The organism is Sphingomonas sp. BLCC-B65 (assembly GCF_028550675.1).
GTDB lineage: Bacteria > Actinomycetota > Actinomycetes > Actinomycetales > Microbacteriaceae > Microbacterium.
The window spans coordinates 2,024,630-2,043,467 of sequence record NZ_JAQQGL010000001.1 but is presented as its reverse complement, the minus strand read 5'-3'; the positions used below and the strand labels follow the sequence as shown (position 1 = coordinate 2,043,467).

The 18,838-nt window shown below is 70.0% G+C and carries 21 protein-coding genes; 4 read left to right on the top strand and 17 right to left on the bottom strand.

The window, feature by feature from the left end; translation table 11 throughout:
• Positions 1 to 18 precede the first annotated feature (18 nt).
• Positions 19 to 906 carry an EamA family transporter gene (locus PP359_RS09685; protein ID WP_499250447.1) on the bottom strand — a complete coding sequence of 296 codons (888 nt, stop codon included), beginning with the start codon at positions 904 to 906 and terminating at the stop codon, positions 19 to 21.
• Between the two features lie 24 nt (positions 907 to 930).
• Positions 931 to 2,193 carry a serine hydrolase domain-containing protein gene (locus PP359_RS09680; RefSeq protein ID WP_499250446.1) on the bottom strand — a complete coding sequence of 421 codons (1,263 nt, stop codon included), beginning with the start codon at positions 2,191 to 2,193 and terminating at the stop codon, positions 931 to 933.
• 148 nt (positions 2,194 to 2,341) lie between these two features.
• Here PP359_RS09680 and PP359_RS09675 point away from each other — a divergent pair, with 148 nt between their 5' ends.
• Together PP359_RS09675 and PP359_RS09670 are read left to right on the top strand one after the other, a co-directional pair.
• Positions 2,342 to 2,653 carry a DUF2470 domain-containing protein gene (locus tag PP359_RS09675; protein ID WP_039413877.1) on the top strand — a complete coding sequence of 104 codons (312 nt, stop codon included), beginning with the start codon at positions 2,342 to 2,344 and terminating at the stop codon, positions 2,651 to 2,653.
• A gap of 80 nt (positions 2,654 to 2,733) precedes the next feature.
• Entirely contained in the window at positions 2,734 to 3,393 is a 660-nt protein-coding gene (locus PP359_RS09670; RefSeq protein ID WP_499250445.1) for a biliverdin-producing heme oxygenase, read from the top strand.
• 20 nt (positions 3,394 to 3,413) lie between these two features.
• Here the strand turns inward: PP359_RS09670 and PP359_RS09665 are convergent, their stop codons facing one another.
• The gene (locus PP359_RS09665; RefSeq protein WP_499250444.1) at positions 3,414 to 4,790 is read right to left on the bottom strand and encodes an ATP-dependent DNA helicase; all 1,377 of its coding nucleotides are present in this window, start codon (positions 4,788 to 4,790) and stop codon (positions 3,414 to 3,416) included.
• 44 nt (positions 4,791 to 4,834) lie between these two features.
• Between PP359_RS09665 and PP359_RS09660 the strand changes: the two genes are divergently transcribed.
• The gene (locus tag PP359_RS09660) at positions 4,835 to 5,944 is read left to right on the top strand and encodes a hypothetical protein (RefSeq protein WP_499250443.1); all 1,110 of its coding nucleotides are present in this window, start codon (positions 4,835 to 4,837) and stop codon (positions 5,942 to 5,944) included.
• Positions 5,945 to 5,963: 19 nt separating this feature from the next.
• Here PP359_RS09660 and PP359_RS09655 read toward each other — a convergent pair whose 3' ends face one another.
• The 6 genes from PP359_RS09655 to PP359_RS09630 all read right to left on the bottom strand — a co-directional run bounded on the left by PP359_RS09655 (position 5,964) and on the right by PP359_RS09630 (position 10,813).
• A complete protein-coding gene (locus PP359_RS09655; RefSeq protein ID WP_499250442.1) occupies positions 5,964 to 7,970 on the bottom strand; it encodes a bifunctional copper resistance protein CopD/cytochrome c oxidase assembly protein in 2,007 nt (668 codons plus the stop codon).
• A 76-nt stretch (positions 7,971 to 8,046) separates the two neighbouring features.
• The gene (locus PP359_RS09650; RefSeq protein WP_005051774.1) at positions 8,047 to 8,325 is read right to left on the bottom strand and encodes an HU family DNA-binding protein; all 279 of its coding nucleotides are present in this window, start codon (positions 8,323 to 8,325) and stop codon (positions 8,047 to 8,049) included.
• A gap of 360 nt (positions 8,326 to 8,685) precedes the next feature.
• Positions 8,686 to 8,991 (bottom strand): 30S ribosomal protein S14, encoded by a 306-nt coding sequence (rpsN, locus tag PP359_RS09645; RefSeq protein ID WP_005051773.1) that lies wholly within the window; start codon positions 8,989 to 8,991, stop codon positions 8,686 to 8,688.
• Between the two features lie 4 nt (positions 8,992 to 8,995).
• Positions 8,996 to 9,166 (bottom strand): 50S ribosomal protein L33, encoded by a 171-nt coding sequence (gene rpmG, locus PP359_RS09640; protein WP_005051772.1) that lies wholly within the window; start codon positions 9,164 to 9,166, stop codon positions 8,996 to 8,998.
• The gene (rpmB, locus tag PP359_RS09635) at positions 9,166 to 9,402 is read right to left on the bottom strand and encodes a 50S ribosomal protein L28 (protein WP_005051771.1); all 237 of its coding nucleotides are present in this window, start codon (positions 9,400 to 9,402) and stop codon (positions 9,166 to 9,168) included. The genes rpmG and rpmB overlap by 1 nt, the downstream gene beginning before the upstream one ends.
• A 163-nt stretch (positions 9,403 to 9,565) precedes the next feature.
• A complete protein-coding gene (locus PP359_RS09630; RefSeq protein ID WP_039413857.1) occupies positions 9,566 to 10,813 on the bottom strand; it encodes an MFS transporter in 1,248 nt (415 codons plus the stop codon).
• A gap of 83 nt (positions 10,814 to 10,896) precedes the next feature.
• On the opposite strand from PP359_RS09630, the gene PP359_RS09625 reads away from it, so the two are divergent.
• Positions 10,897 to 11,769 (top strand): LysR family transcriptional regulator, encoded by an 873-nt coding sequence (locus PP359_RS09625; RefSeq protein WP_433719641.1) that lies wholly within the window; start codon positions 10,897 to 10,899, stop codon positions 11,767 to 11,769.
• Between the two features lie 4 nt (positions 11,770 to 11,773).
• Here PP359_RS09625 and PP359_RS09620 read toward each other — a convergent pair whose 3' ends face one another.
• Genes PP359_RS09620 through PP359_RS09585 form a run of 8 tightly spaced genes read right to left on the bottom strand, consistent with a single transcriptional unit; the run spans position 11,774 to position 18,777 of the window.
• Entirely contained in the window at positions 11,774 to 12,466 is a 693-nt protein-coding gene (locus tag PP359_RS09620; RefSeq protein WP_499250441.1) for a DNA-3-methyladenine glycosylase, read from the bottom strand.
• Complete coding sequence (locus PP359_RS09615; RefSeq protein WP_039413852.1) at positions 12,442 to 13,866, bottom strand: Ig-like domain-containing domain; 1,425 nt, start codon at positions 13,864 to 13,866, stop codon at positions 12,442 to 12,444. The genes PP359_RS09620 and PP359_RS09615 overlap by 25 nt, the downstream gene beginning before the upstream one ends.
• On the bottom strand, positions 13,856 to 14,674 hold the full coding sequence (locus PP359_RS09610; protein ID WP_208656988.1) for a TIGR03943 family putative permease subunit: 819 nt from the start codon (positions 14,672 to 14,674) through the stop codon (positions 13,856 to 13,858). Before PP359_RS09610 ends, PP359_RS09615 begins: the two co-directional genes overlap by 11 nt.
• A complete protein-coding gene (locus tag PP359_RS09605) occupies positions 14,667 to 15,677 on the bottom strand; it encodes a permease (RefSeq protein ID WP_051039652.1) in 1,011 nt (336 codons plus the stop codon). The genes PP359_RS09610 and PP359_RS09605 overlap by 8 nt, the downstream gene beginning before the upstream one ends.
• A complete protein-coding gene (locus PP359_RS09600) occupies positions 15,667 to 16,089 on the bottom strand; it encodes a Fur family transcriptional regulator (protein WP_036321364.1) in 423 nt (140 codons plus the stop codon). Before PP359_RS09600 ends, PP359_RS09605 begins: the two co-directional genes overlap by 11 nt.
• Before the next feature lie 56 nt (positions 16,090 to 16,145).
• Complete coding sequence (locus tag PP359_RS09595; RefSeq protein ID WP_295818319.1) at positions 16,146 to 17,006, bottom strand: metal ABC transporter permease; 861 nt, start codon at positions 17,004 to 17,006, stop codon at positions 16,146 to 16,148.
• Positions 17,003 to 17,842: a metal ABC transporter ATP-binding protein gene (locus PP359_RS09590; protein ID WP_499250440.1), complete on the bottom strand. Its 840-nt coding sequence runs from the start codon at positions 17,840 to 17,842 to the stop codon at positions 17,003 to 17,005. The genes PP359_RS09595 and PP359_RS09590 overlap by 4 nt, the downstream gene beginning before the upstream one ends.
• Positions 17,839 to 18,777: a metal ABC transporter solute-binding protein, Zn/Mn family gene (locus PP359_RS09585; protein ID WP_499250439.1), complete on the bottom strand. Its 939-nt coding sequence runs from the start codon at positions 18,775 to 18,777 to the stop codon at positions 17,839 to 17,841. Before PP359_RS09585 ends, PP359_RS09590 begins: the two co-directional genes overlap by 4 nt.
• Positions 18,778 to 18,838 lie beyond the last annotated feature (61 nt).

Genomic DNA, 18,838 nt, shown 5'->3' with positions numbered 1-18,838 from the left:
AGCGGGGAGGCTTTCGACTCAACCGATGGGCTCGACGGCACCGCGAACACGGCGTCCGGCGGCGCGCACGGCACCGATGGATGCCGCGATCACCATCACGATTCCCACGAGCTCGAGCCACGCCAGGTGCTGTCCGAGCAGCGCCCACCCGGCCAGCGCCGCCACGGCCGGCGCGAGCGACATCAGGATGGCGAACGCCGCCGCCGGAAGCCGGCGCAGGGCGATCAGCTCGAACGCGTACGGCAGGGTCGACGACAGCAGGGCGACCGCAGCGCCGAGCCCGAGCATCTCCGGTCGCAGCAGCGCTGCGCCCGCCTGGACGATGCCGAACGGCAGCGACAGGAGGGCGCCGATGGCCATCGCGACGGCCAGACCGTCCAGGCGCGGGAACGCCGCGCCGACACGCGCCGACGCAAGGATGTAGATCGCCCAGCTCGCCGCGGCTCCGAGGGCGAACAGCACCCCGAGGATGTCGAGTCGATCCCACCCGCCGCCGGCAAGGGCGACGACGCCGACGAGCGCGATGCCGGCCCAGAGCCAGGACGAGCGACGTCGCCCCGCGATGATCGACAGCGTGAGCGGTCCGAGCACCTCGATTGTCACGGTCACTCCCAGCGGAAGCCGCTGCAGCGCGAGGTAGAACAACCCGTTCATCGTGCCGAGAACGACCCCGAACACGATGACGTCGCGCCACGCCCGCGCCGCGTGGCCGCGCAGCCGTGGCCGCGCGACGGCGAGGAGGATCAGCGCGGAGAACGCGAGGCGCAGCATCACCATGCCGAGCGGGCCGACGTGCGGAAAGAGCGTGACCGCGATCGCGGCGCCGCCCTCCTGACACACGAGGCCGGCAACGACGAGGCCGACCGCGCCCGGCGCCCCCGAAGCAGGTGGTCGCGCGGCGCTCATCGGCGGCTCACGCGGCGCTCGGACTCACGGGATCGGGCAGACCGCGGCGGCCTTCACCTGCGCGGCCATGTCCTCGGCCGTCCAGGGCAGCCCCGCTTGCGGGGCGGTGCGTCCCGCCGCCGCCGGCGCCTTCGACGCGATGGCAGCGAGCTCCCAGGCGAGACTGCGGACGAGGTCGGCCGACGCCCGCGAGTTGTTCAAGGTGACGACAACGCTCATGCCGGTCGTGCGGTCGGCGAACGCCGCCGTCAGCGCGCCGGGGACCGAGCCGTACTGCCCGATGAGGCTGCCGGCTTGGTAGCTCCCCCCGCGCGCCGTGAACCATGACGGGCCGTTCGCCACCGCCGGCAGCGGGTTCTCGAAGCGGCCGGGGGCGTCGTAGGGACGCAGCCCCATCGCCAGCGCCTGCACGTATCGGCCCATATCGGCGAGGTCGCTGATGACCCCGGATGCCGTGAAGCCGGCGCTCGAGGACAAGCCGACGATCGGGGTCGGCGCGGTGCACGCGGCGGTGCCGTCGGCCGCCGCGCCCGTCCACAGGCCGTTCAGGTCGGCGGTGCCGTTGTCGGGCAACGACGTGGAGGTCATCCCGTTCGGGCCGAACACGTACTGCTGATAGAGCTGCGCCGCCGTCTTGCTGGTCGCGCGCTCGAGGGCGAACCCGAGCAGCACGTAACCGGTGTCGGAGTCGGCGAACACGGTGCCCGGCTGCACGTTCGATGCCTGGGACATTCCGAAAGCCATCAGCTCCCGCGGAGTCCAGACGCGGGAGGGCGTGGCACGCATGCGCGCATCGACGGTCGGATCGTACGCGCCGATACCCGATGTCGAATCGCAGAGCTGACCGAGCGTCAGGCCGTCCCGAGCACCCTGATCGCCCAGACCCGTCACGTATTTGCCGACCGGGTCGTCCAACGAGACCACGCCGTCGTGGACGAGGCCGTAGAGCACGTCACAGGTCATCGACCGGGTGACGGCACCGGCATGGAAGGTCATGGAGTCGTTCACCGCGGCGCCGCCGGGAGCGACCGTGCCGACGCCCGCGTCCCAGACACCTGCCCACGGAACGCGCACGCCGACGATCGCGCCCGATGCGCCCGATGCGGCCACGGCGCGCTCGACGGCCGTCTGCAGCTGGGCCTGAACATCGCCACCGATGGCGGCATCCACCTGATCGGGCAGCGGCAGCGACACCGTTTGGCTCGACGAGCACGCAGCCAGCGCGAGCGCCAGCGCGAGCGTACCGGCCATCGCCGCAAGACGCCGCGATCGACGAAGAGCCCGCATCCTCACCCCCTGGTCAGTCCTCTCAGCGTAGATCACGATGCGCATACGACCCGACCGCCGTGACGCTCCTGTGACGATTGCGTCGCGGGGCCATTGCCCCGGGAGGTGGGCCGTCGCGCCCCGTGCACCCGCCCCTAAGGTGGGTGCCATGGCGCACACCTTCGACGACGACACTCTGACCGGCGTTCTCGGCCACATGAACGACGACCACTCCGACGACAACCTGCTCATCGCGCGGGCATTCTCCCCCGATGCCGATGTCGTCGCTTCCGAGATGGTCACGTTCGACGGCGAGGCCGGCCAGTGGCATGTCACTCGCGCCGACGGTGGTGACGACGTCATCCGCATCCCCTGGCCTGGCGGCCAGATCAGCGAGCGACGGGACGTGCGCCGCGAGATCGTCGCCCTGTACGACGAGGCGTGCGCGCGCCTGGGGATCACGCCTCGGCCGCACGGATAGTCGGGGCGGACCGGGCGCTCAGCGATCCCGCAGGCAACCTTCAGTTTAGGTGAGCCTTAGTTTCAACTACACTGACGGTTGTGACCCAGCCGATCCCGTTCTCCACCGCCCTGCGCGAGCGTTCGCGTACCGCCCACTCCGGCAGCGAGCACGCCGGATTCATGGACGATCTGATGCGCGGTCGCGGCACGCGTGACGACTACGTCGCGCTCGTCGCGCAGCACTGGTTCATCTACGAGGCGCTCGAGCACGCTGCCGAGGCCATGCGCGACGATCCGATCGCGGCACCGTTCATCAGCGAGAAGCTCACGCGCCTCCCCGCGATCGAGTCCGACCTCGCCTTCCTGATCGGCGACGACTGGCGCGAACGCATCGCGCCGCTGCCGACGACCACCCGCTACGTCGATCGCATCCGCGAAGTCGGGGCGAGCTGGCCGGGCGGGTTCGTGGCCCACCACTACACCCGCTACCTCGGCGATCTCTCCGGCGGCCTGTTCATCGGAAAGCTCATGGCGCGTCAGTTCGGCTTCGAGACGAACGGAATCGGCTTCTACCTCTTCGACGAGATCGCCGACCCCGCCGCGTTCAAGGACATCTACCGCGAGCAGCTCGACGCCGTCGCCTGGGATGCCGCGGAGCGCGAGCGCGTCATCGACGAGGTGCTCGCCGCGTACCAGTTCAACACCGACCTCTTCGTCGATCTCGCCACCGCCAAGGCCGCCGCCGCGGCATCCGCCTGACCCCGCGTTTCACCCGAGGGTCAGAAGCCGGCGGCGCGGACCCCGGCCATGAACCGGCGGACGTCGGCATCCACGAGGATGTCGCTCGGGCGCAGCGGGCGCGACAGGTAGAGGCCGTCGAGCGAGGTCAGCCGTGACAGAGCCACGTAGGTCTGCCCCGGCGCGAACGCCCCCGAGCCCAGGTCGATGACGGCGCGGTCGTACGTCTTGCCCTGCGACTTGTGGATCGTCACCGCCCATGCCAGTCGCAGCGGGAACTGAGTGAACTCGGCCACGATCTCGCGGGTGAGCTTTCGCGACCCGGGATCGTAAGCATAGCGGAACCTCTCCCAGACAGCCGGCTCGACGTCGACCTCCTCGCCGTCGAGCTCGACGCGCACCGTGCCTCCGGCGATGCGCGTGACGGTGCCGATCGAGCCGTTCACCCACCGCGGGCCGTCCCCACGACCGCCCACATCGTTGCGGAGGAACATGACCTGCGCGCCGACCTTGAGCTGCAGCTCGGTGTCGGCGGGGTACGACGCCTCACCGCGCCCGAAGTCGCCACTGACGTCGGCGCGCGCCGTCTGAACCGGACCGGGCAGGGCGTCGAGATGACGCTGGTTGATGCGCGAGACGATGTCGTTGCGCGTCGCGAGCGTGATGATCGGAGGCTCACCCTCGACCGGCTCGGGCACCGGGCGTGCTCCCGCCGCGTTCAGCATGCCCGCGATCTCTGCGGTCACCACCCCGTGGCGCACGGCGTTCAGCATCGCCTTGAACCCGTCGTCGGCCTGGCGATGGATCTGACGCAGTTCGCGGATGTGCAGCGGCGCCCCGACCCGGCCGAGGTCGAGCAACCCGTCGGAACGGATCGCGGAGCCGTCCGCCGACGGGCCCGCCCACACCTGCGCGTCGAAGAACCAGAACGACCGGTAGTGGTCCTGGATGTAGCGCAGCTCATCACCGCGCGGCGGCACGGGAGAGAGCTGGTACGGGTCGCCGAACATGATGATCTGCACGCCGCCGAAGGGTTCGGAGCGGCGCCCCCGCGCCTGACGCAGTGAGCGGTCGATGGCATCCATCAGATCGGCGTTGACCATCGACACCTCATCGATCACGAGGGTGTCTATCGCTTTGAGCACGCGACGCGCAGGCTCGGACTGCTCGAGCTCGCTGTCGGCGATGAGTCCGATCGGCAGCCGGAAGAGGGAGTGGATCGTCTGCCCCTCGACGTTCAGGGCGGCCACTCCTGTCGGGGCGCAGACGGCGATCTGCTTCTCGGTGTTCCAGGCGAGGTGCTGGAGGAGGGTGGACTTCCCCGTTCCCGCGCGCCCGGTCACGAACACGTGCTCCCGCGTGTCCTCGATGAGGCGGAAGAGCTCCTCCTGCTCGGCGGAGAGGGAGGGGATGGTCACCGGATCCATGCTAGCCATCAGGAAGGGTTTCCTAGACTGGAGCTGTGGACGGGGTGGTGGGTGAGCAGGCGCGCGCCGCAGAGGCGGGTACGGATGCCGCGACGCGCCGATCCCCGGCCCGTCGCAGAAGCCGCCGGCTGGCGTTCGACCTGGCCGCCCTGTCCGTCGTCGGGCTGCTCCTGGTCGGCGCGATCGGGGCGGCGACCGTCACCGTGTACCGCGACCTGTACAGCCCCGGCGCTTTCGTCACGCGCTATCTCAGCCTGCTCAGCGAGGGGCGGGTCCCCGAAGCGCTCGCCCTGCCCGGGGTTCCGATCGCATCCTCCGATCTCACGGATGCCGGGCTTCCCGGCGACGCGAGCGAAGCGCTCTTGCGCCGCGCGGCGCTCGCTCCGCTCAGCGACATCCGTGTGGTGGGCGAGCAGGCGTCCGACGGCGTCGAGCTCGTGACGGTGTCGTACCAGGCCGGCCCGCACGCCGGGACCTCCACGTTCCGCGTGGAGCGGGCGGGATGGGTCGGACTGGCCCCCACCTGGCGATTCGCGCAGAGCCCACTGGCGGTGATCGATCTGACCCTGCGCGGTGCGACCGCCTTCTCCGTGAACGGGTTCGCGGTCGACACCCGCCAGGTCTCGCCCGACGGCACGAAGGCCGATCCTCTGGCACCGGTCGCGTTGCTCGTGTTCTCGCCCGGCCTCTACTCGATCTCCGTCGACACGCCGGTCTCGTCCAGCCCGGGGGTGGCGGTTCTCTCCGATACGCCCCAGGCCGAGGTGCCCGTGGACATCCAGACCCAGCCGACCTCCACCTTCGTCGACGTCGTGCAGGAACGTGTGGAGTCGTTCCTCACCGCGTGCACGACGCAGCAGGTGCTGCAGCCCACCGGCTGCCCCTTCGGTCTGCAGGTACGCAACCGGATCCTCGAGCCGCCGGTGTGGTCGATGGTCACCCCGCCCAAGATCGCCCTGCGGCCCGACGGCGCCGGATGGTCGATCGTCCCCGCGGATGCCGCGGCGCACGTGGTCGTCGACATCAAGTCGATCTTCGACGGCACGGTGACCCACGTCGACGAGGATGTGCCGTTCCGGGTCGGCGGCACGATCACGATGCTGCCCGACGGCACCGCCTCGATCCAGGTGCAGTCCGCCGGTTGATCCCGACGGGCCGCCGCCCTCAGCGTGTGAGGCGGGCCTCCCGTGCATCGCGGGCTGCGAGCTGGGCGAGCTTCGCGTTGTAGGCCTCGAGCTCGGCATCCCCCGTCCGATCGGCGTGACGATCGCCGCGACGCTGGGCACGTTCGTCGGTGCGGCTCCACTGGATCGCCACGGTGATCGCGAGGATCAGGGTCGGGATCTCGCCGATCGACCACGCGATGCCACCCCCGGTGTACTGGTCGACCAGCGGCGGCTCTCCCCAGGTGCGTCCCATCGAACCGAACCACTCGGCGACGAACAGCCCCGACGACATCATGATCGAGATGCCGAAGAACGCGTGCATGGCCATGACGCCGATCAGCGTGAGCAGCCGGAACGGGTAGGGGTAGCGCAGGGGCACCGGGTCGATGCCGACGAGCGACTGCACGAACAGGTAGCCCGAGATGAGGAAGTGGGCGACCATCCACTCGTGTCCGAGGTGGTCGTAGAGGGTCCAGCGGAAGAGATCGGTGTAGTAGAACGCCCAGAGTGATCCGACGAACATCGCGGCCGCGAACAGCGGATGGGTGACGACGCGCGCGAACGGCGTGTGCACCGCCCACAGGATCCACTCGCGCCCGCCGCGCGAGCCGTCGTCGCGCTTGGCGATGGCCCGCGAGGCGAGCGTCACGGGGGCACCGAAGACCAGCATCATCGGAATGGCCATCGTCAGCAGCATGTGGCCCATCATGTGCATGCTGAACAGATAGTCCTGGTACGCGTTGATCGGACCGCTCGTCACCCACAGCAGCGAGAGCATGCCCAGGACCCACAGCAGCGTGCGGTACACCGGCCAGCGGTCGCCGCGGCGATGCAGGCGCCACGCGCCGGCGAGGTAGAAGAAGAGGCCGAAGCCGACGGCGAACACCCACAGGATGTCGATGTCCCACTGCGTGAACCAGCGCGAGATGGTCAATTCGGGCGGCAGCGGCACCTCGGTGAGGATCTCCGCGGGTGTCTTGACGTCGGGAAGGCGCGTGTCGACCGGTGGGGGCGTTCGCGACAGCGCGACCGCCGCCCCGCTGGCGATGCCCATGAACACGAGCTCGAGCGTGACCAGACCCCAGAACCGGCGCGACGAGCGCTCGCCGCTCGGCTTCTCGTCCCGCTGGATACGCGAGATCAGCCCGGTGCGGTACCGCGCGCCGAGCGCCCCCATCAGCAGCAGCGCGACGACCTTCACGCCGAGCAGGGCCCCGTAGGCCGACAGCAGATACTTGGGCTCGACGACGCCGACGGCGGCACGTGCGACGCCCGACAGTGAGACGACGACGAAGGCCACGAGGGCGATGCTCGAGTACCGCGCCAGGACGTCGCCCAGCTCGGCTCCCCGCAGCTGGGGTCGCAGCACCATCAACAGCAGCAGGCCGCCGAGCCAGGCGGCGGCGGCGATGATGTGCAAAGCGAGTGCGGAGACGGCGATGTTGTGGCCGGCGTCGTCGCCGGAGTGGCCCTGGGTGGCCATCGGCACGAGGCTGGCGATCGCCAGGGCGGCCACGAACAACGTCGAGGTCCATCCACGGACGGCGAAGGTGAGCACCGTCAGCGCGGCTCCGGCAAGGGTGGTCAGCGCCCAGGCGCGACCGGGGTCGGTCGACACCAGGAAGCGCCCCAACTGGCCACCGAACTCGGCGCCGGCGTTCGGGGTGGCATTGAAGATGTTGACGAACGTGAAGAAGGCGGTGAACCCGCTCGCGACCGTGAAGAGGGCGGCCGAGATGGATGCCACGTCCAGCGCCGTGTCGAAGGGGCGCTCCCCCGCGCGCAGCGCGAACAGCGCGAGCACGAGCGATCCGATCATGCCCGCCGCCGACAGGTTCACGCCGAGAGTGACGATCGGCAGCCCCCAGCGCACGACCGGGCCGGCGTCACCGACGAGCAGCGGGGCGGCACCCCCGCCGAACACGAGCCCGAGCACGAGGGAGACGAGGGCGGCCGCGACGAGGATCGCCGGGCCCACGAAACGCATCACACGGGTCGGGATCACCCGTCCAGCCTACGCGGCGCCGGACACGCCGAAGGGGGGATGCCGAACGGCATCCCCCCTTCGTGCAGGGCCGTACTTACTTGACGGCGGCCTTGAGCTTGGAGCCCGCGGTGACCTTGACGCGCTTGCCGGCGGCGATCTTGATCTCCTCGCCCGTCTGCGGGTTGCGGCCCGTACGCGCGGCGGTGGCGACCTGCTCGAACGAGAGGAAGCCGGGGATCGTGACCTTCTCGCCCTTGGCGACGGCCTCGGAGACAGCCGAGAACAGGCCGTCGACGACGCGGCCGACGGTGGCCTGGCTCTCGCCGGTGGCGCTGGCGATGCTTGCGACGAGCTCAGTCTTGGTGATAGCCATTGGGGTTGTCCTCCAGACGGCAGCGAATGCCGCCTTCAGTGAGATCGGACCGGACGACGAGCGCCCGGTTTGGTCGATGGGACCGCCCCCGAATATACCCACGATCCGCGGAAATCCGCGGATTTACGCCGTCCAGACGTCATTCTCCCCGGCGTGTCGGCGTCGTACGGTGACGGATGGGGCTGGTGTGACCACGGCATCCGCTGGCCGCGCGGCCGCGGATGCGGACATCGACACCGGAATCGGATGCCGAGGGCCGCCCCGTCCGCATCCGATGACGGTCTCCGAATCCGTCGTCGGGTGGGAACGCAGAAGGCCCGTCCCTGACGGGACGGGCCTTCGAGACGTGTGCGTCGGTGCTTACCAGCTCGACTTGGTCACACCGGGCAGCTCGCCCTTGTGCGCCATGTCGCGGAAGCGAACACGCGAGATGCCGAACTTCGACAGGTAGCCGCGGGGGCGACCGTCGATGGCGTCGCGACCACGCAGGCGCACGGGCGACGCGTTGCGGGGCAGCTTCTGCAGACCGACACGGGCGGCCTCGCGGGCCTCGTCGGTCGCGTTCGGGTCGACGAGGGTCTTCTTCAGCTCGGCACGCTTCTCGGCGTAACGGGCGACGACCTCCTCGCGCTGGTTGTTGCGCGCGATCTTGCTCTTCTTGGCCATGAGATCAGCGCTCCTCTCGGAATTCGACGTGCTTGCGGATCACCGGGTCGTACTTCTTGAGCACGATGCGGTCGGGGTTGTTGCGACGGTTCTTACGCGTCACGTAGGTGTACCCCGTGCCGGCGGTCGACCGGAGCTTGATGATCGGACGAACGTCCTGAGCCTTCTTCGCCATTAGAGCTTCACACCCTTCGCGATGAGGTCCTTGACGACCGACTCGATGCCGCGGGCGTCAATGACCTTGATGCCCTTGGCCGACACGTTCAGCGTGATCTTGCGACCGAGCGAAGGAACGTAGTAGGTCTTCTTCTGCACGTTCGGGTCGAAGCGACGCTTCGTCCGGCGGTGCGAGTGCGAGATGTTGTGACCGAAGCCGGGAACTGCTCCGGTCACCTGGCACACTGCTGCCATAGTGATTCTCCTTAGTACCGTGACACCGGACGGTGCCACCCAAGATCCCTTGTCTGCATCCCTCTGAGAACACAGGGATACGAACTGCGTGCTGGAGTGCGCGCAGACAAAGAGTCAGTCTAGCACGGCCGGGCGTGTCGGCTTGACGTCGCGCCGTCGCCGATCACGCGGCGAGGCGGCGCACCATGCGAGGTGTCGCCACCGAGATCAGGACGAGCACCAAACCGGCGAAGACCCCGAGGACGACGGGCAGGGCGAGCCACGCGAGGGCGGCTCCGATCAGCAGGGTCGGGACGGCGAGTCCGACGTAGGCGATCAGGAAGATCGCGGCGAGCACCTCGCCGCGAGAGCCCGCCGGCGCGAGCGAGCCGGCGACACCCAGCGACGCACGGAACATCACGCCCACGCCCGCCCCCGCGGCCACGCCGCCGATCACGAACGCGGCCAGGGCGCCCATCGCGACGGCGACCGCGACGAGCACGATCCCGACACCCATCAGGATCCACGACAGCAGCAGCTGACGACGCAGGCTGAGTCGTACGGTGACCACCTGGGCGACCGCTGCCGACATGAAGACGGCGAACGGCACGGCTCCGGCGGCGAGTCGGGATGTGACGCCCATGGCCTGCGCCAGCACCGTCGGGGTGAGCGCCATCATCAGACCGAAGACGGCGAAGCCGGTGAAGGCGCCGGTCCCCGCCGCCCAGAACGCGCCCCGCGCGGCGGCCGGAATCGCGACGCGCTGCGGACGGTAGCTCCGGCGCTGCTGCCCGCGGTCGACGGTCTCGGGAATCACCGCTGTCGCCACGAGAGCGAGGACGAGCAGCCCGAGGAACACCGCGTACGGCGTCTCCAGCGGAGCGGGCACCCAGGTGATCAGCGCACCGGCGACGAGCGGCCCGACGGCCAGTCCCCCGATGTTCGCGAAGTTGGAGACGACCGGGGCGATCGTCGACGACGGCACCGCCACGGCGCGCAGTTCGGCGATGTGCGCCGTCGCGGTGGCGGTCAACCCGCCGATGCCGACGCCGGAGACGAAGCGGGCCACGATGAGTCCCGTGACGTCCTGCCAGAGCAGGAACATCACGGCGGCGACGATCTCGACGGCGAGCGCGGCGATGAACACGACGCGGCGGCCCCACCAATCGCTGACGTGGCCGACGAGGTACAGGCTCACGGCGACACCGACGGCATAGGCGGCGAAGATGACGGTCACCACGATCGGCGAGAAGCCGTCGCGCTGCTGATAGAGCGCGTAGATCGGGGTGGGAATGGTCGAGAACGCCATCGCGATGGCGAAGGCGAGCACGGCCGTCCAGAAGCCGGCGGAGTGCGCCGCACGCGAGCGGCGCGGGGAGGACGCGGATGCCGAGGCGGGCGCCCCGGCGGCGGGGAGGCTGGTGGTGGTCATGACCTCAGGATGCGCCTTCCGTCGCATCGAGTCCAACGAATTCGATTGATGCTGTTCATCGACATCATCGATAGTTTGTCTCCATGGACACGAGGCTGCTGGAGTACTTCGTCGCCGTCGCCGAGGAGTCGAGCTTCACGCGCGCCGCGGCTCGACTGTACGTCGTGCAGTCGACGGTGTCGGCCGGCATCCAGACTCTCGAGCAGCGCATGGGAACCCGGCTCATCGAACGTTCCGGCCGCCGCGTCGCGCTGACGGCCGCCGGTGAGCACCTGCTGGAGCCCGCTCGGGAGATCGTCGATGCGACGAGCAGATTGCAGAGCGCAGCGACCGGTCGCATCGAGGGCCTGCTGCGCGTCGGGATCTTCGTCAACCTTCCGACCCTGCGCATGCCCGAGCTGTTCGCCGCCTTCCGCGCCCAACATCCCCTCGTGCGCCTACGACTCGTCTCGTCGCCGTCCGGTTCCACCGGGCTCGCCGACGAGCTGCGGCGCGGCCGGATCGACCTCGCTTTCATGGGGCTGCCGTCGACGGAGCTGCCCGATCTGGAGACGGTCGAGCTCGTGCGCTCGCCCTTCGTCGCGCTTCTCCCCGACGCTCACGAGCTCAGCGCGCTGGCGGAGATTCCTCTGGAGCATCTGGCGACCGAGGCCTGGATCGACGCACCGCACGGCTTCGGTCACCGCGTGCTCCTCGAACGAGCCCTCGCGGGCGCCGGCCTCGTGCGCGAGGTGGCGACGGAGGTCTCCGCCGTCGGCGACATCCCGTCGTTCGTCGCCGCCGGCTTCGGCGTGGCGCTGGTGCCCGAGGTGCTCGTCGTTCCGACGGCCGGTACGATCGCGGTGCCCGTCACACCGGTGATCGAGTGGCCGCTGAGCGTGAGCACCCGACCACACGCCGGCCCGGCCGCAATGGCACTGCGCGAGGTCATGGTGCAGCGGTTCGCCGTCGACTGAGAGCTCAGCGCGTCGGACCGGCTCCGCGCCCCCAGCGAAACGGCGAGACGGTCGGATCCCCCGAGATCCAGAACCGCCACGGGAATGCGGCCGTCCCCGCGACGCCCGCCACTCCGACGCGAGGACCCGCCTCGACGTCGGCGCGGGCCACCACCGGCAGCCACAGTCGGGCGGACGCGCCGGCCCGCGGACGAGCGGTGACCGCGTCGATGCCGTCGTGCACGGGATGGCGCAGGCCCACGGCATCCCCGAGGCGACCGGGGCCGCGAGCCAGATCCCGCGCGACCCGCGCGGCGGGGCGGCGGGCGAAGGCGACATCCTCGCCCTCGATCACGGCCCCCGCGCGCAGCAGGATCCCGCCGGCCTGACCCTCGGGGGCGCAGACGACGTTGACGCACGAGTGGATGCCGTGGCTCAAGTAGACGTAGAGGTGGCCCGGCTCGCCCCACATCGTGGCGTTGCGGGCGGTTCGCCCCATCCGCGCGTGGGATCCGGGATCGGGCTCGGGCCCGGTGCCCGCGCCGTGGTACGCCTCCACCTCGGTGAGGCGCACGGCCACCCGCGCCTTGCCGACGGTGACCTCCAGCACGCCGCCGAGCAGGCGCGGCGCCACCTCCACCGGCAGCGCCGTGAGCGCTGCCCGGGTCGCGGGAATCAGGCCCGAGCGCTCGCTCATGTGCGCGGCGGCGTCTGGCACCACGAGATGTCGAAGCCCGCGAGGGCGCCGACCTCGGTGCCGGCCTCCGCGCCGGTAAGAGCCACGACGTGCGTGCGCAGGTGCGTCGGCATCGGCAGCTTGTACCCGTCATACGGGTTCGACACGGCATCCGGGGCCACCAGGAAGGCGGCATATCTCCCGCTCGGGGACACGCACGACTGGATGAGGATGTCTTTCGGGTCGACGGAGAAGACCGGCGTCGCCTGACCCGCGGTGTCGACGACGTTGACGGTGGTCGAGCGCACGGTGAAGCCGTCGACGACGGCGAGCACCCGCAGCGTGTCGCCGTTGCTCATCGGCACCATCTTGTTCGTCTGGCCCAGAGCCTTGTCGGTCGGCGGCAGGTCGACCTGCTTGGCCGTGGCCAGGTCGATGGCCGCGGGCCCCTCCACACGCTCGACGATCGCGGTGGTCGTGCCGCGCGCGATGCCGTCGATCGACACGGCGTTGCCGAGGGTGACCGGGTCGCCGCCGGACGGGGAGATGAGAGTGAGGGCCCCGTCGTACGTGAGCATGAGGATGCTGTCGGTGCCGGGAACGAACCGCCAGTCGTCGACGCGGGACTCGCCACCGCTGCGCTGGATCATCGTCGGCTGCGCATCGCTCTGCGCGGAGGCGAGCGAGGCCGTGAACAGCCGGGCTTCGCGAGCGCCCGGCGTGCCGACGGTGGCATCCGTGTAGGTGTAGCCGATGAGATCGCCCCGATCGGCGCTCTGCAGGTCGGTGACCGTGCCGTCGCCGGGGAGGGCGAGCTCGCGCACGTTGCCGCCGTCGAGATCGGTGACCACGAGGTGCGATTTCTTGTCGTCGTCGAGCGTCGACATGACGAGATGGCCGGCGGTCGCACGGAAGTCTTCGATGTGCGCGTTGGTGTAGACCGGTTCGGGGTCTTGACCGGCGAGGCCGGTGCGCAGGATCCGATCGCCGCCGTCGCCGCGCTGCAGGACGAAGGCCTGCAGCGCCGGCGTGGTGAAGCTCTGCGAGACGGATGCCGTCGGGCCGCCGCCGATGCCGCTGACCCCATCGATCGTCACGGTGTACGAGGTGTCGTCCCACAGCGGCTGGGTGAAGCGGATGCCCACGCTGCGTCCGGACGTGTCCACGGTGAAAGGCGCGGCGGGCGAGACGGTGACCTGGGTCGGCGTGACCTTGGCGAGGGACTGGGTGGTCGTGATGATCAGCCGCGAGCCGGCCGCGCTGACCGCGGCATCCGGGTCGACGCTCACGTTCGTGACGCGCGGACCCTGCGCGACCGTGACGGCGGCGCCGGCGAGTCCGATGACGGCCAGCGCGGCGACGACGATCGCGAACCCGGCGAGGAACGCGCGCGCGCGGCGGCGACGTGTCCGCTCGCGACGCGTCGCACGATCAGTACTCATACGGGTCCTTGGGCTGATCGACCGTCTGCACGGAGGCCGGCTGGATCTGCAGTCGTCCCCCCGCATCGCGGATCGTGCCCGTCACGGTGACCCACGTTCCGGTGGCCGGGATGTCGCCCGAGGCAACCGGCACACTCGCCGGCTGCGCATCGATGACGCAGTGCGTGATGACCAGGCGCGTCAGTCCGAAACCGCCGTCGGTGGGGGTCACGAACCCGGTGAGCGTGATGGTGTCGCCGTCGAACGCCTCGGGGTTCGTCGCCGTCGCGAACACGCTCGCCCACTCCCCGACGCCGAACTTCGAGGTGTCTCCTGTGGAGGCCAGCGCCACGGTGTCGGAGCCTTGGAACAGCGGTGGGGCACCCGTGTCGCGCTGCATCGCGAGCTCGGCGGACAGCGTCGCCGGAGGCGTCAGCATGATCGCCGCGACGACGCCGACCGACAGCACACCGCCGGTCACGGTCGCGGCGGTGCCCCAGCCGCTGCGGCGCTCGTGGCCGTGGTCGTGGTCATGCCCGTGGTCGTGGGCACCCCCGGTCGTCGAGCGAGCGGAGCGCGTCGAAACGCCGGCGCCGACCTCGACGCCATCGCCGTGATCGTGCCCGTGGTCGGATTCGGCGCCCTTCGGCAGCGCGAAGCTGATCACCGCACCGACGAGGGCGATGACCGCCATCGGCACCGCGAACCAGTTCGACGAGGGGTTGATGTACAGCGCCAGCTGGCCGTTCAGCCACAGCACCACCGTGACCGCGGCCAGGCCCGCCGCCAGTCCCACCCCGAGCAGGCGCGATCCGATCAGTTCACGCAAGGAGGTTCACCACCGATCCGACGGCCACGGCGAACAGCACGACGATCACGACGAGCCCGACCAGCACCTTCGAGCGGAAGGTGGTGCGCAGCAGCGCGAGCATCTTGACGTCGACGAGCGGACCCACGAGCAGGAACGCGACGATCGAGCCGGGCGTGAAGGTCGAGGCGAACGAGAGCGCGAAGAAGGCGTCGACGTTCGAGCAGATCGACACGATCATCGCGAGCGTGATCATGGCCACGATCGACAGCGCGGGGTTCGATCCGATCGCCAGCAGCGCCGAGCGCGGCACGAGCACCTGCACGGCGCCGGCCAGGGCGGAGCCGATCACGAGCGCGGGCATGACGGCGCGCAGTTCGACGACGAACTGGGCGAGGCTCTGCTGCGCCTTGCCCGGCCCGCGGCCGTGCGCCGCGTTCTCGAGCGAGATCTCGCAGCTGGCCCGGAAGCGATCCGTGATGAGGCCATCGGGGTCGGGATGCCGGCTGTAGAGCCACCCGATGAGGTTCGCGACCGCATAGCCGCCGAGGAGGCGCGCGATGAGGATGCCATCGTCGAAGCCGAACGCCTGGTGCGTGGTGATGATCACGATCGGGTTCACGATCGGCGCGGCGATCAGGAAGGTGAGCGTCTCGGCGACCCCCAGCCCGCGCATCATGAGACCGCGCGCGAAGGGGACGTTTCCGCACTCGCAGACGGGGATGAGCATGCCCAGGAGCGACAGCACCGCCCGCCGCGCCCACGGCGCCCGCGGCATCCATCGTTCGATCGCACCGGCCGGCACCCACACCTGCACCACGATCGACAGCAGGACGCCGAGGATCACGAAGGGGAGCGACTCGATCAGGACGCTGATGGAGAGAGTGAGACCGTCCTGCAGCCGGGTCGGCAAGGCGGGCCCGGGGGCGAGGAAAGCGACCGCGATGAGCGCGGCCACCACCAGCGCGCCGATGCCGACGGCCACCAGGGGACGGGCCGGCGCGACGCGCACCTCAGTCGACACGCTCTCCGACCGGATCGGCGGCGCGCAGCGCGGAGCAGGAGGCGCAGAGACCGAAGATGTCGACGACGTGCTCGGCGGCGGTGAACCCGTGCGCGGCGGCGGTGCGCTGCGCCCACGCCTCGACCTCGTGGGCCTCGATCTCGACGGCGAGACCGCACGAGCGGCAGATCAGGTGGTGATGGTGACCGGTCGTCGAGCACGCGCGGTAGATGGCTTCGCCGTCGGGACTCTGCAGCTGATCGGCCTCGCCGCTGGCGGCGAGCGTCGCGAGCGCGCGGTAGACGGTGGCCAGTCCGATGCCCGTGTTCTCGTCGCGCAGGGTCGCGTGCAGCGCCTGGGCGCTGACGAAACCGGGGGCGTCGGTCAACGCCTCGCGCACGCGATCGCGCTGCCAGGTGTTGCGCTGGGCCATGCCGGGAGTCTACCCGCGAGGGCTAGGAGCGGGCTGGATGCCTTCGCGGGGGGATATCACGCCTCGACCGTGCCGCGCCGACGCACGCCGTCGACGACGCGGCAGACGAGGTAGATGAGGAACGACAGCGTCGTGATGTAGGGGCTCACCGGCAGCGTTCCCGCGATGGCGAGCAGAATGCCGCCCACCGCCGCGGTGACGCCGAAGCCGGCGGCCAACAGCGGCACGGCGATGGGGCCGGTGGAGACCCGCATCGCCGCCGCCGCCGGCGTCACCAGCAGCGAGAGCACCAGGAGGGCACCGATGATGTGCACCGCCACCGCCACGACGATGCCCAACAGGATCATGAACGCGAACGAGACGACCGTCGTCGGCACGCCGCGCGCGGCGGCCGACTGCGGGTCGAGCGAGTCGAAGTTCAGCGGTCTCCAGATGAGCAGCAGTCCCACGAGCACGATCGCGCTCAAGACGATCAGCACCGTCAGCTGATCGCTCTGCACCGACACGATCTGACCGGTCAGCAGGCTGAAGCGGTTGGCGCTGCGGCCGTTGTAGAGCGAGATGCACAGGATGCCGATACCCAGCCCGAACGGCATGAGCACGCCGATGATCGAGTTGCGGTCGCGGGCGCGCGCGCCCAGCCAGCCGATGAGACCCGCCGCGATGAGCGAGCCCACGATCGACCCCGTGACGACGTCGACGCCGAGAAGGAGCGCCGCCGCCGCGCCGGCGAAGGACAGCTCGCTGATGCCGTGCACGGCGAAGGCCATGTCGCGCTGCATGACGAACACGCCGATGAGTCCGCCGACGATTCCGAGCACCGCGCCGGCCCAGACGGAGTTCTGCACCAGGGCGAGGATGTCGCCGTAGCGCGCCATCCCGCCGAACAGCGCGTTGCCGATGTCTCCCCAACTCACGCGACACCTCCCGCGGGTGCGGCGACGGCGTCGCCGTGATGATGGTGATCGGCATCCGAGTCGGGCGCTCCGACCACGACCAGGCGTCCGCCGACACGGGCGACGTGCACCGGGGTGCCGTACAGGGCGGTGAGGGTCTCGGAGGTCAGGACCTCGTCCGGGCTGCCGAGGGTGAAACGGCCGCCGGTGAGGTAGAGGATGCGATCGACCTTCTCCAGCACAGGGTTGATGTCGTGCGTGACCAGCAGCACGCCGGCGCCGCTGGCGGTGCGGTAGCGGTCGATGAGGTCGATGACGTCACGCTGATTGGCCAGGTCGAGACTGGTCAACGGCTCATCGCACAGCAGCAGACCGGGCTCGTCGGCGAGCGCCTGTCCCACGCGCAGCCGCTGCTGCTCGCCCCCGGAGAGCAGGCCCACGGGGCGATCGGCGAAGGCCGTGGCCCCGACGGCATCGATCAGTGTCTGCACACGATCGCGGTCGCCGCGGCGCGGTACCGGGAAACCGAAGCGGTGACCGTCGACGCCGAGACGCACGAGGTCGCGCCCACGCATGGCCGTGTGCCGGGGCAGCGGGCGCTGCTGCGGGATGTAGCCGATGCGACGATTCCCGGCCCGGCGCACGGGCTCTCCGAGCGCCTCGATCGAGCCCGCACTGAGGCGCTCGAGGCCGAGGACGGCACGAAGAAGCGTGGTCTTGCCGGCGCCGCTGGGCCCGAGCACCGCGACCAGCTCTCCCGGCTGCAGCTCGAGGTTGAGGCCGCACCACAGCTCATGGCCGCTGCGCGAGAGCGCAGCGGCCATGATGCGAAGGGGAAGGGGGGAGGCGGGGGTCACGAACCCAGCGCGGTCTTGATCTGCGTAGCCATGTCAGTCATCCACGATACGTAGTTCTGACCCTCGGGGAGCAGCTCAGAGGCCTTGATGACGGGGACCTTGGCCTCGGCCGCCTTCGCTTCGGCCTGCGTGGTCTCGGCGCCCGCGGCCTGCGCGTTCACGAAGAGGATCTTCACCGAGCCGCTGCCGATCAGCGTGAGCGCGTCCAGGAGCGTCGCGGGCGGGACGTCCTGACCCTCCTCGACCGCCTCGCTGAAGGCGGGCGGGGTGACGTTCTTCAGCCCGGCCGCCTCGGCCAGGTACAGCGGCACGGGCTCGGTGACGAAGATCTCGGCGCCGCTGTGGGCTTTCGAGATGCTGTCCAGGATCGGCGTGACCTTGGCATCGATGTCGCCGCGGAACGCCGTGGCGTTCGCGGTGAAGACGCTCGCGTCGGCAGGGTCGAGCGTGCCCAGCTGCTTCGCGATCTCGTCGGCGACGGCGGCGATCGTCTGAGGGTCGTAGAAGACGTGCTCGTTGAAGCCGTCGACGGCCTCGGAGGGGTTCGATCCCTTCCACTCGGGCGAGAACGAGACCGCGCTGATGAGCGGAGCGGTGGACTTCGCGGCATCCTTCAGCGAGGCCATGAACGGGTCGTAGCCGCCACCGTTCTCGATGAGCAGCTGCGCGTTCTGGACGTCGAGCTGATCGGCCGCGGTCGCCTCGAACTCGTGCGGATCCTTGCTCTCGTCGGCGATGAGCGAGGTGACCTCGACGTGGTCACCGCCGATCGTCTTGACGATGTCGCCGTAGACGTTGGTGGAGGCGACGACCGAGATCGTGCCGCCCGCCGACGCGGAGCCGCTGGGCGACGAGGTAGCGGAGCTGGAACAGCCGGTGAGGGCGAGGGCGGATGCCGCGACGAGGGCGGACAGGAGGACGACGGGACGCTTCATACCGTCCAGCCTAGGACTACTGATAATCGTTATCAAAACCAGGGTGGCCGAAATGCTGTCA

Coding starts and splice junctions, on each gene's coding strand:
- PP359_RS09680 (WP_499250446.1), bottom strand. CDS start 2,193: ATGCGGGCTCTTCGTCGATCGCGGCGTCTTGCGGCGATGGCCGGTACG.
- PP359_RS09675 (WP_039413877.1), top strand. CDS start 2,342: ATGGCGCACACCTTCGACGACGACACTCTGACCGGCGTTCTCGGCCAC.
- rpsN (WP_005051773.1), bottom strand. CDS start 8,991: ATGGCCAAGAAGAGCAAGATCGCGCGCAACAACCAGCGCGAGGAGGTC.
- PP359_RS09625 (WP_433719641.1), top strand. CDS start 10,897: ATGGACACGAGGCTGCTGGAGTACTTCGTCGCCGTCGCCGAGGAGTCG.
- PP359_RS09650 (WP_005051774.1), bottom strand. CDS start 8,325: ATGGCTATCACCAAGACTGAGCTCGTCGCAAGCATCGCCAGCGCCACC.
- PP359_RS09600 (WP_036321364.1), bottom strand. CDS start 16,089: ATGGCCCAGCGCAACACCTGGCAGCGCGATCGCGTGCGCGAGGCGTTG.
- PP359_RS09630 (WP_039413857.1), bottom strand. CDS start 10,813: ATGACCACCACCAGCCTCCCCGCCGCCGGGGCGCCCGCCTCGGCATCC.
- PP359_RS09685 (WP_499250447.1), bottom strand. CDS start 906: ATGAGCGCCGCGCGACCACCTGCTTCGGGGGCGCCGGGCGCGGTCGGC.
- PP359_RS09585 (WP_499250439.1), bottom strand. CDS start 18,777: ATGAAGCGTCCCGTCGTCCTCCTGTCCGCCCTCGTCGCGGCATCCGCC.
- rpmB (WP_005051771.1), bottom strand. CDS start 9,402: ATGGCAGCAGTGTGCCAGGTGACCGGAGCAGTTCCCGGCTTCGGTCAC.
- rpmG (WP_005051772.1), bottom strand. CDS start 9,166: ATGGCGAAGAAGGCTCAGGACGTTCGTCCGATCATCAAGCTCCGGTCG.
- PP359_RS09615 (WP_039413852.1), bottom strand. CDS start 13,866: ATGAGTACTGATCGTGCGACGCGTCGCGAGCGGACACGTCGCCGCCGC.